The sequence below is a fragment of the Halorubrum sp. Ea8 genome (genome assembly GCF_002252925.1).
Classification (GTDB): domain Archaea; phylum Halobacteriota; class Halobacteria; order Halobacteriales; family Haloferacaceae; genus Halorubrum.
This window is the reverse complement of the sequence record NZ_NHPF01000103.1, coordinates 93112-109366: the sequence shown is the minus strand read 5'-3', so window position 1 is coordinate 109366 and position 16255 is coordinate 93112. Positions and strand designations below refer to the sequence as shown.

At 67.6% G+C, this 16255-nt stretch carries 13 protein-coding genes; 7 read left to right on the top strand and 6 right to left on the bottom strand.

Translation table 11 applies throughout. From position 1 onward, the window contains the following. Positions 1 to 1008 precede the first annotated feature (1008 nt). Together DJ74_RS12105 and DJ74_RS12100 are read left to right on the top strand one after the other, a co-directional pair. The gene (locus DJ74_RS12105) at positions 1009 to 2184 is read left to right on the top strand and encodes an alpha-D-ribose 1-methylphosphonate 5-triphosphate diphosphatase (RefSeq protein WP_094527430.1); all 1176 of its coding nucleotides are present in this window, start codon (positions 1009 to 1011) and stop codon (positions 2182 to 2184) included. Positions 2185 to 2355: 171 nt separating this feature from the next. Then, a complete protein-coding gene (locus tag DJ74_RS12100) occupies positions 2356 to 3627 on the top strand; it encodes a glycosyltransferase family 4 protein (RefSeq protein WP_094527401.1) in 1272 nt (423 codons plus the stop codon). Positions 3628 to 3785: 158 nt separating this feature from the next. On the opposite strand, the gene DJ74_RS12095 is transcribed toward DJ74_RS12100, so the two are convergent. Both DJ74_RS12095 and DJ74_RS12090 read right to left on the bottom strand, forming a co-directional pair. Beyond that, the gene (locus DJ74_RS12095; RefSeq protein WP_094525781.1) at positions 3786 to 4742 is read right to left on the bottom strand and encodes a phosphoadenosine phosphosulfate reductase family protein; all 957 of its coding nucleotides are present in this window, start codon (positions 4740 to 4742) and stop codon (positions 3786 to 3788) included. A gap of 59 nt (positions 4743 to 4801) precedes the next feature. Then, complete coding sequence (locus DJ74_RS12090) at positions 4802 to 6565, bottom strand: PAS domain-containing protein (protein ID WP_176451345.1); 1764 nt, start codon at positions 6563 to 6565, stop codon at positions 4802 to 4804. Positions 6566 to 7065: 500 nt separating this feature from the next. Here DJ74_RS12090 and DJ74_RS12085 point away from each other — a divergent pair, with 500 nt between their 5' ends. Beyond that, positions 7066 to 7251, top strand: a complete 186-nt coding sequence (locus DJ74_RS12085; RefSeq protein WP_094525779.1) for a DUF1328 family protein — start codon at positions 7066 to 7068, stop codon at positions 7249 to 7251. 453 nt (positions 7252 to 7704) lie between these two features. Here the strand turns inward: DJ74_RS12085 and DJ74_RS12080 are convergent, their stop codons facing one another. Both DJ74_RS12080 and DJ74_RS12075 read right to left on the bottom strand, forming a co-directional pair. Beyond that, entirely contained in the window at positions 7705 to 8583 is an 879-nt protein-coding gene (locus DJ74_RS12080; protein WP_094525778.1) for a hypothetical protein, read from the bottom strand. Between the two features lie 222 nt (positions 8584 to 8805). Further along, a complete protein-coding gene (locus DJ74_RS12075) occupies positions 8806 to 9885 on the bottom strand; it encodes a glycosyltransferase family 2 protein (protein ID WP_094527399.1) in 1080 nt (359 codons plus the stop codon). Positions 9886 to 10225: 340 nt separating this feature from the next. Between DJ74_RS12075 and DJ74_RS12070 the strand changes: the two genes are divergently transcribed. From DJ74_RS12070 to DJ74_RS12055, 4 genes are all read left to right on the top strand, one after another. After that, on the top strand, positions 10226 to 11059 hold the full coding sequence (locus DJ74_RS12070; RefSeq protein ID WP_094525776.1) for an LpxD N-terminal domain-containing protein: 834 nt from the start codon (positions 10226 to 10228) through the stop codon (positions 11057 to 11059). After that, on the top strand, positions 11056 to 11829 hold the full coding sequence (locus tag DJ74_RS12065; protein ID WP_094527398.1) for a hypothetical protein: 774 nt from the start codon (positions 11056 to 11058) through the stop codon (positions 11827 to 11829). The genes DJ74_RS12070 and DJ74_RS12065 overlap by 4 nt, the downstream gene beginning before the upstream one ends. A gap of 140 nt (positions 11830 to 11969) precedes the next feature. Continuing rightward, positions 11970 to 12158, top strand: a complete 189-nt coding sequence (locus tag DJ74_RS12060) for a hypothetical protein (protein ID WP_094525774.1) — start codon at positions 11970 to 11972, stop codon at positions 12156 to 12158. 190 nt (positions 12159 to 12348) lie between these two features. Beyond that, positions 12349 to 13908 (top strand): alkaline phosphatase family protein, encoded by a 1560-nt coding sequence (locus DJ74_RS12055; RefSeq protein ID WP_094527397.1) that lies wholly within the window; start codon positions 12349 to 12351, stop codon positions 13906 to 13908. Positions 13909 to 14058: 150 nt separating this feature from the next. Here the strand turns inward: DJ74_RS12055 and DJ74_RS12050 are convergent, their stop codons facing one another. Together DJ74_RS12050 and DJ74_RS12045 are read right to left on the bottom strand one after the other, a co-directional pair. Then, positions 14059 to 14373: a helix-turn-helix transcriptional regulator gene (locus DJ74_RS12050; protein WP_094525772.1), complete on the bottom strand. Its 315-nt coding sequence runs from the start codon at positions 14371 to 14373 to the stop codon at positions 14059 to 14061. Positions 14374 to 14495: 122 nt separating this feature from the next. Further along, the gene (locus DJ74_RS12045) at positions 14496 to 15662 is read right to left on the bottom strand and encodes a helix-turn-helix domain-containing protein (protein WP_094527396.1); all 1167 of its coding nucleotides are present in this window, start codon (positions 15660 to 15662) and stop codon (positions 14496 to 14498) included. Positions 15663 to 16255 lie beyond the last annotated feature (593 nt).

Sequence of the window (16255 nt, the reverse complement as noted above, 5' to 3'; positions counted from 1 at the left end):
TTCGTGCGGTCATTCGACCGCTTGCGGCCCGACCTGGAGAGCCGGTCGACGGCCCGCGGATCGAACGGGTCCGTACCACGTCGCAGTCGACGGAGCCACCAGTCGGATCGACGACCCGCGCGACCGGTCTGACGCAACCGTCGGTTCGCGACCGATGAAATCGCTCTCGTTCGGCCGCGTCCGCGGAGGGTACGGATTCTCGACGGCGATGGCGCTCACAGAGTTGGGATCGCGCCTGCAGAGTTGGGATCGCGCCTGCAGAGTTGGGATCGCGCCTGCAGAGTTGGGATCGCGCCCGCAGAGTTGGGATCGCGCTTGCAGAGTTGGGATCGCGCTTGCAGCGGTCCGCTGGGAACCGCGGGTGGCCACTGCGACTCGCCTCGCGGTGGAGTCCCGTGGGCCCACGTTGCGCGTCACCGAACCGGACTCCGATTCCGAGGCGAGATGCGGCCGGACCGAAACGGGAATAAATATAATAAAAGTGGTAGTATATAGAATATACCAGTTTTTATACTATTGTAACGCCGATCCGACGGTCGTCGAAACGGCGTCGCGATACGCGACCCTCGTCGCAGTCCGGTCGACCCGGACAGCGCCGCCGTCGACGGCGGCGAGGTTGAAAGGGCGTCGCCCGGCCGATCCGTGCGGTCGCATCGCAAGCCCAATCGGTCGAGTCGCCCGCCGGGCACCGGCTTCCGAACGGGTCATCGGCTTCCGAAGGGGGGTCGCGTGTGGGCGATGCAGATTCTCGGATTCCTCGGGGTCGGTGGTCTCGACTCGTGCAGACCGTTCGCAACGGGGCGGAGGCGCCGTCGGAGACGAGTCGGGAGTTGCCTCGGAGAACACCCGTGAAGACCCGTCTGCGTCGCGTTTTAGCCCTCCGATAGCCGAGTTCCGCCGACTTCCGCGGCTCTGAACGAGTGATTAATAAAGATAGCGCCGGCCCAGAGTTCGGCTCATGTGCCGACGGACAGAACGGGCGCTCGCGCCGGCCGACGGGTGGCGGAGATGACCGATCCCGTCGAGATCCGGAACGGTTCGATCGTGACGCCGCACGGGGTCATCGAGGGCGGACGCGTCGTCCTCGCGGACCGTCGCGTCGCCGAAGTGGGCGACGCCGGGACGGAACCGATCCCCGAGGCGACGACGGTCGACGCCGATGGGAACGTGGTGATGCCCGGGCTCGTCGACCTCCACGGGGACGACGTCGAGGACGAGTTGTATCCGCGATCCGGCGCGCGCGTCGACGCGCGGGAGGCCGTGATCGCCGCCGACCGCAGGAACGCCGCTGCCGGGATCACGACGAAGTTCCACGCGATCGCGTTCGAGGAGACGCCGTCGGAGGACCGCTCGATCGCCGACGCGACCGACCTGGGTCGGGCGATCGCCGGCGCGGAGGAGACGCTATGCGACAACCGGATCCACGCGCGGTGCGAGCTCTCGGAGGAGAGCGTCGGAGCCGTCGAATCGCTCCTCGAGGCGGTCCCCGTCGATCTCGTGTCGGTGATGCATCACTCCCCGGACGGCGGACAGTTCGACGACGAGGAGTTCAGCGACCACTACGTCGAGCAGCGGGACTGCACGCGGGAGTCGGCCGCGACGCTCGCGGTCCGACGCCGAAACACCTCGACCCGGCAACGCATCGAGTTCATCGGCCGGGTGGCCGCCCTCGCCCGCGACCGGGGAGTACCGCTCGCGTCCCACGACGACGACTCGCCCGAGGCGGTCGACAGAATGGCCGCGATGGGCGCGTCGATCAGCGAGTTCCCGGTGACGCTGGAGGCGGCGGCGCGAGCGACGTCGGAACACGGCGTCGCGACGACGATGGGCGCTCCAAATCTCGTTCGCGGCGGGAGCCTCTGGGGGAACCTGAACGCGCGGGAGGCCGTCGACGCCGGCGTCGTCGACGCCCTCTGCACGGACTACCACCCGCAGTCGCTGCTGAAGGCCGCGTTCGTCGACACCGGCGAACCGCTGGCGACCCGAGTCGCCCGAGTCACGGTCAACCCCGCGGAAGCCGTCGGGCTCTACGACCGCGGCCGACTTCGGAGGGGCGCCCGTGCCGACGTGCTCGTCGTCGATCCCGACCCGACCCCGACCGTCGAACGCGTCTACGTCGGCGGGCGGGAGGCGGTACGGACGACCCGCCCAGACGACGCCCGCGAACGCGTCCCGACCGCCTGAGGCGCGTCATCGCCGCCGTCGTTCGGTACGGCCGTGAGTCGTCGCGGCCGCGGTTCGTCGCGACTGACGGTCCGACCCGTCGAGAGGCGGCGCCGGCGCCCGAGCTGAACGGAGAGGGCGGACCCCGATTACTCTCCAGATAAATATCCCCAACAGAACGCCAGTAGGCACATGACCGAACCGAATCTCGACGTCGGGTTCGTCCCCGTCGAGTGCCCGGGACAGGGGAAGACCGGGGCCGCGAACACGTCCTCCCTGTTGATCGAGACGCTGTCGCACCGGCACGACCTGACCGTCTACGTGGTCACACAGCAGGAGGCGCGGCGGGCGGACCTCCCGGCGCGGGACCGCGTCGAGTACGTCGTCCAAGACGATCTCTCGATGCTGCCGCACCCGATCGCGACGAAACAGGATGCGCTGCGCTCGAAACGAACCGAACTCGAGGCTCACGACCTCGTGCACTCCTACTCGTCGGCGTTCATTCCCACGCTCGCGACGCTCGACTGCCCGACGCTCGCGACTCTCAACTCCTATCTCGCCGTGTGTCCGACCGCCAGCTTCCGATACCACGGCCGGGAGAGCTGTTCGGGTCCGGGACCGCTGAAGTGCGCCGGCTGCGTGCCGGCGACCGCGATCAACCGACGGAACGGGGCGGAGTCGGAGGCGAAGGCCGCCTACCTCGCGGCCGGTCGGGCGCCGCTGGTGAAAGAGTCGATCGAGCGGTGCGACGAGGTCACGGCCTATCAGGCGCTCTCTCCTCACCTCCGCGACGACTACGTCGGCGTCGGGTTCGATCGGGACCGGATCCGCGTCATCCCGCACTTCTACGACGAGCGGTTCTGCGCCGAGCCGCCGGAGACGAAGCCCGCTCGGCCCCGAGCGACCGCGGAGGATCCGGTCCGACTCCTCTACGCCGGGTCGCTACGACAGATCAAGGGCGTCGACGTCCTCTTTCGGGCGTTACCGGCCCTCTCGGACCGCGGGGTCGAGGCGGAGCTGCACGTGGCCGGCACCGGCCCCCTCGAGGATCGACTTCGAGAGATCGCCGACACCCTCGGCACGGGCGACCGGATCGTCTGGCACGGGTTCCTCGAACGGGAGGAGCTCGCGTCTCAGTACCGGAAGGCGGACGCGTTCGTGTACCCCGGCGTCATCGACGAACCGTTCGGCCGCGTGATGCTGGAGGCGCTCGCCAGCCGGACGCCGATCGTCAGCTCCGACACCGGGAGCATGGCGGCGATCGTCGGCGACGCCGGGGTCCTGTTCGAACCGGGGGACGAGGAACGGCTCGCTGCGGCGGTCGAGCGGCTCATCGCCGAGTATCCCGCGCGGTGCGACGCGATCGGGGACCAGCTCGCGACGTTCGCCCCCGAAACGGTGCTCGAAGAGTTCTGCGACCTCTACCGCGAGACGGTCGAGACGGCCGATAGATCCGGTCGTTGAGCCGGACCGTTCACGGTCGCGGACCGCGTTCCGACGTGCGGTCAGGGCAACCCGCGCGTGCCGTCGCTCGTCGACCCGGCCCTCGCTCGTCGACCCGGCCCTCGCTCGTCGACCCGGCCCTCGCTCGTCGATTCGGCCCCGTTCCGATTCCGTCCGACCTACATGTACCCGAGGTCGCTGAGCCGCTCCATGAGGTCCTCGTCGTCCCGCGTGCCGCCGGTCCGCCCGGTCGTCCCCGCACGCTCCTGTACCCAGGCCGGGGAGTCGTCCTCCTTCTCGGCCGAGACGGCGCTCCCGAGAGACCGGTACCCCTCGAAGTAGCGGCCGGAGACCGGCACGTCTTCGACGTCGACCCCGTCCGGGAGATCGGCCGCGCTTTCGGGGAGGCGTCCCTCCTCCGGGAATTCGGGGACCGTGGCGGGGACGACCTCAGTCCACATCGCCTCCCACACGTCGGCCTCCGTGAACGGGAGGATCGGATGGACGCGGTCGTGCGTCGGGTGCGCGTCGGCCGATCGACTGGCCGAGAAGAACGTCTCGTCGGTCCGGGCCCCCCGTTCGTCCCACCTGACGGCGGAGACGACGCCGTCGACGTCGTGGGTCTCGATCGCGTCGTTCAGCGGCACCGTTTTGAGGAGGTGGTTGCCCACGTAGCCGTCGAGGAGGAACGGGAACGTCTCGCCGTCGTATTTGAGAACGTCCCGGACGTGTCGGCGGTTCGCTTCGTTCAGGTCCGCGACGCGGACCTCGTCACCGGGGTCGGTCGCGTTGGCCGCCACGTCCTCGTTGCGAGCCACGTGGAGGTCGATCCCCCACTCGTCCGCCCATCGCTCCACGAACTCAACGACGTCCGGGAAGTGCTGAAAGTGGTCGAGGAACACCGCCGGCGGTCGGTCGTATCCGCGTCGGTCGGCGACCGCGCGGACGACGTGGAGCGTCAGCGTCGAGTCCGCTCCGCCGGTCCAGACGACCGCCGGGTCGTCGTACGCCTCGAGCGCTCGGTGAGCCACGTCGAACGCCTTGGCCGCCTTGTCGCTGAACGTCGGGTAGTCGGTGGGAAGTTCGTCCGCACCGTCGCCGTAATCGACGTCCGCGTGCTCCGGGGTCCGTGTCATATCGTTCGGTCTCACGCGACCGACCCACATTATGAAGCGGTCCCTAATGTCGGGACCCCTCAGCGCTGCGCGCCGCCGTCGCCGTGGGTCGACGGGTCGACCGATCCGACGGCGTCCGCGGGGACCGCGGCGGCGTCACCCTGCTCGCCGCCGGAAGGAGGGGTTTTCGGGAGCGTGAAGTGGAACACGGAGCCGACCCCCGCCTCCGACTCGACGCCGATGGATCCGCCGTGGCTCTCGACGATCTTCTCGCACGTCGCCAGCCCGATTCCGGACCCCGTCTCGTCGTGGCCGCTGGAGAAGATCTCGAATATCCCCTCCGTTTCCGCCTCGGTCATCCCCCCGTTTTCGTCCGCCACCGCGAACCGGACCATCTCGCCAGCGGGCTCCGCGGTGACGTGTACCTGCGGCCGACCGTCGGCGTGTGTTATCGCGTTCTCCACGAGGTTCTGGAACAGCTGGACGACGAGGGTCCTGTCGGCCGCGACGGTCGGAAGGGAGCCGGCGGTGATCCTCGCTCCGGATTCGGCGATTGTCGACCGGAGGTTCTCGATCACCTCCTCGAACACCGCCTCGGTGTCGACGGCCTCGAAGGACACCTCGCCGCCGCCGCGGGAGTATTCGAGTAGGTCGTCGATCATCGACGACATCCTGGCCGCGCCGTCGATCGCGAACTCGACGTACTCCGACCCGTCGTCGCCGAGCTCGTCTCCGTAGCGGTTTTCGAGGAGCCTGAGAAAGCTCTGGATCGTCCGGAGCGGCTCCTTGAGGTCGTGGGACGCGACGTACGCGAAGCGTTCCAGCTCGGCGTTCGACTCCCGGAGATCGTCGACGACCGACTCGATCTCCGCCTGCATCTCTATTTTCGTGGTGATATCGCGCCCGATGCCGCAGACGTACAGCGGGCGTCCGGCGTCGTCCTCGACGACCGAGGCGGAGAACTGGTACGGGATCGTCTCACCGTCGCTCGTGGCCAATCGAAGTTCGATCGAGTGTTCGCCGTCCGACCGGACCCTCTCGACGGCCTCGACGGCGCGATCGCGATCGCCGCTGTCGAACAGCCGGAACGCGTCCAGTTCACCGAGTTCGACGTCGCTGTAGCCGGTGACCTCGGAGACGGCCTCGTTCCAGTACACGAGCCTGCCGTCGAAATCGACGATGAAGAACAGATCGGCGAGCCGATCGAGGTACTTCCCGGTGAACGCGAACTCCGGTTCGTGGGGCTCTTCGAGCAGCAGATACCGGTCCCCGTCGATCGGACGGATCGTGACTGATCGCGACGATGGGCCGTCGGAGACGACCGTCCGCTGTTTGGCTCCGGTTCGAACCGCGTGCGCCCAGAGCTCCGGCAGATCGGCGGTGAGATCCTCGGGCGGAGCGTCCCGCAGCGAACGCCCGACGACGTCCCCGTCCGGCCCGTCGATACTGTCCGCCATGCGGTCGTTCACCCAGAGGTACGTCCCGTCCCGATCGACGCACGCGATCCCGGTCGCGGACTCCGTGAGGGGGTCGTCGACGGCGTCGTCGGCCGAGGCGGTCGGCCGTGTCGCGGAGACCGCCCCAGACGCGGCGTCGCCGACGGGCTCACCGACGGCGGCGAGCGGGCCGTCCGACTCGGGGTCGTCCGGGTCGAACGTCCCGTCGACCAGCGCGGCCAGGTCGTCGTCGAGCGATTCGTGCGCCTCTCGTCGGGAGAGCGTCGTCAGCGACGGGTCGGTGTCCGCCAGTCGAAGCAGTACTCGAACGTCGCGCGTTTCGGTGCCGGAACCGAGCAGTACCCGATCGAACCGGCCGCCGATCAGCCGATCGACCGCGTCGCTCACGCTCGTCGTCGTGAAGGCGTTTGGGCGATCCGCCGGCTCCCGGTCGTTGATAACCCGTCGCAGTCCCTCGGCTTCCGTACCGACGTACAACACCGTTTCGTTCATGTATCCGTGGTATCGTATCAGCTGTCGATCATTACGCGGCCGTGACGGCCCCTTACACGCGAACTTGACTTCGACACGGGACATCGGCACCGTCGTCGGAAAAGCATACCCCTTCCGCGGCGCTCAGGCTTAGCGGTGGAAGGAGTGACATGAAATAGTCATTTATATCGCAGAGCGGGAGCCGGTTGGAGTGCGGTCGGCGGACTCGGGCGACTCTCGATGGGCGGGGGCTTGACGCCGCCGCGCGGCCACGGACTCGACCGCCGCCGATCGGTGCGAATTATCAGACAGATAATCAAGGGCCCGATGGCACAATTCGGATCCATGCGTCAACTACTGACGGCGAGCGGACCGAGACGTCTGGGTGTCGATCGAATCCGGAGGTCGGTTCGTTGATGCAGTACGCCGACTTCGTGGCGTTACAGAGCGGCGGGTTCATCGAGATAGCGCTGCTGTTCTTCGTTCTCGCCGTCCTCGCCGCGGTGGCCGGACTGCGAGGCGTGGCAGGGGTGTCCATGCGCATCGCCAAGATCTTCGTGTTCGTGTTCCTCGTGTTGTTCGTCGCTTCGCTGTTCCTCTGATCTCCCTCTCGCGGCCGCGCTGACGCCTTCACTTTCGTTCTCTCTCTTTCTCTCACCTTTCGTCTCATTCCCTCCCGTTCTCTCACCTTTCATCTCGGAGGGCCGAAACGCCGCCTTCCGCGAGGTCACTCCTCCGTCGCGGAGTCACAGTCGGTCCCGCGAGCGGACGACGGCCGCCGACTCCCGGAGCGGAGCCCGCGATCCCGGCGTTTACCATCCTGATAATAATACTGGTGCCGGCCGTATCGTTCGATGCCGAAGTGGACGACACTTCCGGCACAGCCGATCGGAGTTGAGTTCCCTGCCACTCCGAAAGGGGGAAGCGTCACAGGATCCGCGCGCAACTGCCGCACCGCCACCCTCCTGCTTTTTGTCCGTAATCCCGTCGCCGGTCCGAAGCGAGAGCCGGGCCGTCGGCGCCCGGGTGCGAACGGGCGGGCGGCGCGTCGCGGCTCACGCCGGCACGTACTCCGTCCAGGAGCACCGCCGGAAGGCGACGTCGTACCCCGTGGTGTCCCGGACCGCGTCGAGACCGTTTCGCAGCTCCGTCCACTCGTCGTCCGTGAGGTCGAGTCGCTGCTGGGTCCCCATCTCCCCGGTGTTCGCCGGATCGTCGTCGTGACAGAGGACGAGGTGGGCGATCTCGTGGAGCGCTAAGCGCGCCTGTTCGCGGGGCGAGTCGCGGTGGCCGACGACGGCCCTGTTCCCGGCGTTCATGCCGTTGACCCACCCGTCGTTCCACCGATCGCGCAACCCGTCGGAGAGGTGGCAGTAGACGCGCCCCACGTGCGGGGGTTCGCGCCGCCCCGGAACGACGACGAGCTGGAAGGCGACGTTTTTCAGGTCCGCCTCGACCTCGCGGGCGTAGAAGCTCTGGGTCGCCCAGAGGATGCTGTGCACGTCGTTCCCGTACGACTCGAGGAACCGCCGTTCGTCGATCCGGTCCGGGTGGTCGAGCCACTGCATGTGGATGCCGTTGTCGCGGAACAGCGCCTCCAGACGACGCTTGACGGAGTCGTCTACCGCCGCGGTTCCGACGTATCTCGCGTCGACGAGGAAGTCCGTCCGGCCGACCTCCAGCCCCTCGAACGAGTCGGCGCCGAAGCGGTCGACGAGACGCTCGTGGAACGCCTCCGACCGCTTCAGTTCGTCCGGGATCCCGTCGCCGCCGCTGTGTTCGGACGCCCGGTCGCGCCGGTACGCTCCGACGCCGCCGGCGGCCGCGGCCCCGACGCCGCCGAGCAGGGTCGCGCCGGTTCCGCCGAGCGAGCGGAGCACCGACCGCCGCGACCGGCTCTCGTTCTCGCCTTCGGGCCGCGGTTGGTCCGCCATCGTGTTCTCGCATCGACGGACGCCTCACTCCTATATAAAAAATCACTGACCTGACAGTAACCGAGATACTTACCACCGCTTAACCGGTCGGAAGCGCGGCGCGAAGGAGTTCTCAGACCGACGGCTTCGGGACGGTCGGCGGCGCGAGGGCGACGCCGATCAGCGCGTTCGACACCGATCAGCGCGTTCGACGCCGGGCGAGTTCCCGCGATATGACGGCGCTCACTCGTCGTTTCGGCCGTTCTCCGCCGTCGCTCCGATCTCTTGGAGGTCCCGGTTCTCGTCCAGGTCGAACACCATGGCGAGCAGCATGAACAGCCACCCGAGCGCGAACAGGACCCTCCCGTCTCCCCTGGACGGTCCGTCCCTCAGCGCGTCGGCTCCGACCGACGCGGCCCCCAGCGCGGACGTCCCGGCCCCGAGGTAATAACACAACGCGAGGGGGTGGAAGTCGCGCTGGAGGTATTTCACTCGCAGTCGCCAGAGGAACCCTCGCAACAGCAGGATCGACAGTTTCGGGATGAAAGAGGTGTACGAGATGTGGCTGGTTTCGTCCTCGTAGACGGCCCGTCGGGGGACGTCGGCGACCCGCATCTCGTGGACGTTGAGACGGATGAGCAGGTCGTTGACGAAGCCGTAATCCTCGTACAGTTCGTCGATTTCGAGCGTTTCGAGCGCCGACAGAGAGATCGCCGTCGACCCGTTCTGCGGGTCGTTCACCTTCCAGTAGCCGCTCGCGATCCGGGTCAACAGCGCGAGCGTCGCGTTTCCGATCTGCCGGAACGCTGGCATCTCCTCGCGCGTCAGCATTCTGTTCCCCTTGGCGTAGTCGACCCGACCCGCCGCGACGGGCTCGACGATGCGCTCGACGACGTCCGGGGCCGTTTGCCCGTCGCCGGCGATCACGACCGTGATGTCCGTCCCGTCGGCGACCGATCGCTTGTATCCCGTCTTGATCGCTCCGCCGACGCCTCTGTTCCGTTCGTGCTGCAACGGGACGACCGTCGGGGATCCCCCGTCCTCGCCGTCGGCGGCGGCGGCGCGGCCGCCGGCCTCGTCGCGAGCGCCGGACTCTTCGGCCGCGACGTCGGAGCCGTCGACGTCGCCGTTTCGGGCGGAGGGATCGACCGGGACTCCGCCGTCGGCGCGGGCCTGAATCGCGCTCCACGTGTCGTCGGTCGAAGCGTCGTCGACGACGTACGCGCGATCGACGTACGTCGGAAGCGTTTCGATGACCTCGCCGATGAACGGTTCCTCGTTGTAGACGGGGATGACGGCGGCGACGGTGTGTCCCTCGTACATTCTCTGGTACGTCGGTCTGCGGCGGTTCGCGGCTTTATTATGAGACCGATATGCCGCTCTCACGTCCGCGAGTACTCCGGCTTATCGGCCGTTCGATCCGCTCTCGCGACATTAACCGCGCGATAAGGAAATGGGAGCGACTCGATGGCCAAGCCGAGACCATGAGCGACCATCAGGAGACAGTGGGTGCCGATCCGTCCGTCTCGCAGGCACTCGGGTTACCGTCGCCCGCGCCGGGGTCGGTGCCCGCGTGCGGACGCGTCCGCACGCTGAGGGGGCCGTCGCCGATCGTCGGGTGCCGATCGGCCGATCAGCGCTCCGCGTTCGAGGGCCGTCCGGGATGACCGATTCACAGCGGATAGCCCGTCACGTCGACGCCAAGCACGTCGGACCGCCCGTCTCCGTCACGGGGGTCGACTCGCTCGCGACCGCGAACGAGGGCGACCTCGCCTTCTGCGTGTACGACGACGCCAGATACGTCCGTGAAACGGACGCTGGCGCCGTTCTCTGCCCCCAGACCGTCGGTGCGGTCGCGGGGACGACGCAACTGGTCACCGACGAGCCACGGACGGCGTTCGCGGTCGCGGCGAACGAGTTTCTCGCCGAGGAACCGCTCGACCGAGACGGCGTCCATCCGACGGCGTCGGTCCACGACGACGCGGAGATCGGCGACCGGGTGCGGATCGGCCCTCACGCCGCGATCGGCGCCAACGTCCGCGTCGGCGACGACTGCTCGATTCGGGCGGGAGCGAGCGTCGGGTGCCCCGGCTTCGGGTTCGGGCGCGACGACGAGGGGGTGCCTCGAAGGTTACCCCACCGCGGTCGCGTCCGGATCGAGGACGGCGCCGAAATCGGGGCGAACGCGACAGTCGACCGCGCGGTGTTCGACGAGACCGTCATCGGTCGGAACGCCAAACTGAGCGCCAACGTGCACGTCGCCCATCAGGTCCGGATCGGCCAGAACGTCACGGTGGCGTACGGAACCGGCTTCTCCGGTCGGGTGACGGTCGGGGACGGGGCGGTGATCCAGCCGCACGTGGCCGTGGCGACGGGAGTGGACATCGGCTCCGGGGCCGAGGTCGGCATCAACTCGACGGTCCTCGACGACGTTCCGGCCGGGGAGACGGTCGTCGGGTCTCCCGCCCGGAACCGCTCGAAGGTGAGCGCCGAATGAGCGGTTCCCAAACGCCCGCGCTCGACGGCGTCGAGTTCACCTACGACTGGTACGAGCGCGCGCTGGTGTGGCTGTCGGACCACGGGTACGAATCGTCGTCCTTCGAGGGCGACGTCGGAGACGGTGACCTCCTGCTTCGTCACGACGTCGACCTCTCGCCGAGGAAGGCGCTGGAGATCGGTCGGATAGAGGCCGACCTCGGGTTCCGATCGACGTACTTCTTTCTCGTGTCGAATCCGCTGTACAACGTCTTCGACGCCGTCTGTCGCGCGGTGATCGACGAGATCGACGCGCTGGGCCACGACGTCGGCGTTCACTTCAGCACCCATCAGCACTGGTCGCGCCGACCGTCGCCAGAGGAGCTCCGAGAGCGGGTGACCGCGGAGCGGTCGGCGCTGTCGCTCGCTGCCGAGAACGTGTGCGATCCGGTGTCGTTCCACTGTCCGCCCGAGTGGGTGATCGACCGGACGTTCGACCGACTGGCGACCACGTACGAGCCGCGGTTCTTCTCCGAGGCGACGTACGTGGCCGACTCCGGACAGCGCTGGCGCGAGAGCCACCCGTTCGACACGCGGCTGTCGGAGCGGGTACAGCTCCTCACGCACCCCGGGCTGTGGGGCGAGACGGACCTGCCGTACACCGAGCGGGTGACGTCCAGCATCGACGAAAACGTCGGCTACGCCGAGCGGTTGCTCACCGACCAGCACCTCCGCGAGAAGTTCGACCCGCCGGTCCAGCTTCCCGAGAGGGAGCCGGCGGCCGATCGCTGATCCCATCCGTTCGACGACGGTCCAGCCGGCGTGACGGGCCACGAGGCGGTTCCACGTCGTCGTGTTGCCGTTCGTCGACCGTTTCGGCGTGGATACTCTGTGGATAATTAAAGGCGCCCGTGCCGATCCGTCTCAATGCGATGATCCGACGACCGAGCCCGACGACGGAGTACGGGGCGATCGATACCGTCGCCGAGATCCTGGCGAACGACGACGCGCCGGACGAGTGCATCATCTTCCGTCACTTCCCCGAGACGGACGTGTCGGGAGAAACGGTGTGGGTCTCGGCTCGGGGCGACTCGTTCGTCTCGCTCGACGAGGTGCGGTGAGCGGGTACGGAACGCGGGGTTCAACGGGCCCTCGGTGCGGCCGCTTACCTGCCGCATAAGCAAGTGGACGCCACCGGTGGTGATCGACATATGAGGAGAACAGACGCCGCGTCGGCCTCGACCTCTCGCGAAACGTCGTGTCGCGGTCGGCTCCGAGCGACGAGACGGCGACGAGCGCACCGGTGACACGATGAAGGCGTTGATCATCGGCGTCGACGCCGGCTGTCGCCCCGTCTTCGACGACCTCCGTGAGACGAACAGCATCCCCAACATCAGCGCGCTCGCCGCGGAGGGGCTCTCCACCGAGTTGGAATCGCAGATCCCGCCGTGGACGCCGAGCGCGTGGCCGTCGATATACACCGGATCGAACCCCGGAAAGCACGGCGTGTACGGATTCGTCACGTTCGACGGCTACGACTGGGAGGTCTCGACGGCCGACCACGTCCGAGCGCGGACGCTCTGGGAACTGCTCGACGACCACGGTCGATCGAGCGTCGTCGTCAACGCGCCGGTGACCTATCCGCCGGCCGACATCGACGGGGCGATCGTCCCGGGGTTCATGGCGCCGGAAGAGCCGCGGTGCCACCCGGAAGGGCTCTTCGAGGAACTCGTCGACGAGATCGGAGAGTACCGGGTGTACCCGCGCTACTCCCGCGACGACGAACGGCGCTCGGACGAGGAGAAGATCGACGAGTACCGCCGGCTCGCGCGGATGCGGGGCGACGCGTTCAGATACCTCGCCGACCGGTTCGACCCGGATCTGGGGTTCGTCCAGTTCCAGAAGACGGACACGGTGTTTCACGAGTTCGAAGGGGATCCGGAGCACGTCCGCCGCATCTACGAGGAGACCGACGAACAGATCGGCGCGATCCTCGACGCCTGCGACCCGGACTGCGTGTTCCTGGTGAGCGATCACGGGATCGGACAGTACGAGAACTTCGAGTTCAGAGTGAACGAGTTCCTCCGCGACCGCGGGTTCCTCAACGTCTCCGAAGGGGGGAAGGGGATGCCGTCGTGGAACCCGATCCGGAACCAGCTCAGGGACGGCGACGCCGACCGGTCGTGGGACCCCGGTCTCGCGGGGCGGCTCGCCCGCGGCGCCAGCCGCGTCGGTGTCGACCCCCGAGCCCTCCTCGACCGGCTCGAGCACGTGGGTATGGCCGACGCCGTCCGCCGGCACGTCCCCGACGGCGTCGTCCGGGCGACGAGCAAGCAGGTCGACTTCGAGGCGTCGACGGCGTACATGCGCGCGCGAACCGAACTCGGCGTCCGGATCAACCTGGAGGGGCGGGAGCCGGACGGCGTCGTCGCTCGGGAGGAGTACGAGGCGGTCAGAACGGAGCTGATGGACCAGCTCAACGACGTGCAGACGCCCGACGGGAAGCCCGTCTTCGAGGAGGTGGCCCCCAGAGAGCGGTACTTCAGCGGGCCGTTCGCTGAGGACGCGGTCGACATCGTCACTGTCCCGCGGGACTTCTCCGAGTTCCTGTCGGCGCAGCTCCTCGGAGACCAGTTCGGCCCACCGACCGAGCCCTGGAACCACAAGCTCGAGGGGGTCCTGATCGCCGCGGGCGACGGCGTTGCGCCCGACGCGGCGGTCAACAACGCACACATTTTCGACGTCGCTCCCACGGTCATGGCGGCGATGGGCGTCCCGTACAGCGACCGGATGGACGGGACGGTGCTCCCGATGGTGTCGGACACCGGAACCGCTCCGTATCCCGCTGTGGACGGGACGACGCTACCGTAGCCGCTCGCCGTCGCCGCAGGCCGTGGCCGCTCGCCGTCGCCGCAAGCTGTGGCCGCTGGCCGTCGCCGCAAGCTGTGGCCGCTCGCCGTCGCCGCAAGCTGTGGCCGCTCGCCGTCGCCGCGGGTTGAGGGTCGATCGCCGGAACCGCCGTCACTGCCGTTCGGGGAGCGACCTGATCCCGGTTTTTATTCCGTCTGGGACGTTCGAAAGCTCCCACTCGATCCGCGATTTGAGCTGCTGTTTCCCCCGCTCCGTGAGCATGTACTTGTTCGTTCTGTGGTCGTGACTACCCTTCTCCACGAGGCCCTTCTCGACGAGTGCATCGAGGTTCGGGTAGAGCCGGCCGTGCAGGACGTCCGACCCGTAGTACCGCTCGACGGCCTCTTTCACTTCGACCCCCTTCGGCTCCTCCAACCCGAAGGTCGTGAACAGGAGATCGCGTTGAAACGCGGTCAAGTCCATCATCCGTACTCGTCGTACGCGGGTCAGGCATTTACTTCGTCGACATCGTTACGGAACTTAGAACCCACGTAAGCGACCGCGACGCCGAAGCGCCGCGAGCCGCTTCGGCCGTTCCGGTCGGATCGCTACTCCTGTTGGTCCGAGAGCTCGAGGCCGTCGACGTCGGACTGGAGATCCACGACGTTCTCGCGACCGATCCTGACGCGTTTGACGACCTCCTCCTCCTCTAAGTCCGACAGCACGCGGCTCACTTTCGCCTTCGACCACTCCGTCGACTCGATGATCTCGCTCTGTCGCATTCGCCCGTCGTTACGCTTGAGCAGCCGACAGACGACCTCCTCGTTCGTCAGGATCGACTGGTCGATCGGCGACGGATCCCCGCCGGTCGTCTCGTCGGCCGAGTCCCGATCCGGCCCGGGGCCGTCGGTGCCCGAGCCGTCGGACTGGCCGCTCGCGCCCGCTCCTCCGCCTCCGTATCTACGGACCGCCATCACGCCCACCCAGCCGATCGCTATCAGACCGAGGAGCACCGCGGCCAGAATCCGGTGGAGCAGGTACGGCTCGGTCGGATCGAGTCCCAACCGAACGAGCGTCGCGTCGTTGACGCCGTCGCCCGTCGTGTCGCGGACCAGCGGGTTCGTTCCGTACTTCTTCACCTCCTCCCAGTCGGTCAGTCCGTTGTCCGACGTGTCGGGGGTCGTGATGTCCGTCCCGTGTTTGAACTCCTCCGCGTTCGTCAGTCCGTCGCCGGTGAGGTCGCCCTCCTTCTCGATCACCCTCACCTGAAGGGTCGCTTCGTCGACGACGTCGTTCTCGTCGAGGCCCGGGTCGGACAGCTCCATGAGGACGGTGTGATTCCCGGTCGCGTTACTCGGCCAGGAGTCAGTGGAGAGGCGGACGGTTCGGGTGGAGTCGGCGGAGAGTTCGACCTCCACGCAGTCGAACGAGACCGACGAGTCATCGCCCTCTCTGAACCCCCGTCCACAGAGATCGAACGACCCGCTGTCGTTGCCGGACGCGACGGTGACGTTCAATCGGAGCCCCTCCTCCTGCCAGACGAACGGGGGGCCCGGGTGGTCGTCGATCGTCTCGTACTGCGACTCGATGTAACCGTCGCCCTCGAGCGTCACGTTCTGGATCACGGCACCGCCAGAGTCGGTCTGGGCAGGTCCCGAGGTCGCGCCCTCAGCCAGCGACGCCTGACCGACCCCGGCCATCGCGCCCGAGCACACCAGCGCGACGAAAACGAGGGAAACGACGGCGGTTCGGCCGATCTCGCCAGTCTCGCTCATGATCTCAGGCCCCGCGGCCCGCGGCGGACGATCGGCGCCGTCCCCTGCTCGCACGACCTGTGAACGGGGCTCTCAGTCGCGAGGCAATCGGTCGTAGCCGCCGAGCGCTCGGTCGGAGCCGCCGGGCGTTCGGCGGCGACTCGGGCATGAGACGGAGCGGGGACGATGCGTATTCACGTGTGGCCATCGGGGTGATTTTGAGAGGTCTCCAGAACACACTTTCTCGTTGATTTGAGGTAGTTCGTTGTGCCTAAATTAATGTTTCCCTCGGAGATACCGTCGCGCACCGTCGCGGGACGACTCGGACGAGCGCGAAACCGACCGTCGTCGAACGCGACGCGACCGCCCGCCGTCCGCGGGCCGTGACCGAACGCGTCGTGAGCGACGCGGAGTGCCGGGAGCGCGGAAGCGCGGAGAGAGGCGGGAACGGAGGTGACGTCGCCTCTGAGAGTGTCGCAGACTTCGTTCGTTTCAGAAAGTCCCATTCGGGCGAGAATCGTCGCCCGTCTGTATTATTATGACGCTCCTCAGGCGACCGGCCGCGGCTCGGGACGCGGCCCGAAGCCCGTTACGTATGACGTAAGGCTCGGGCT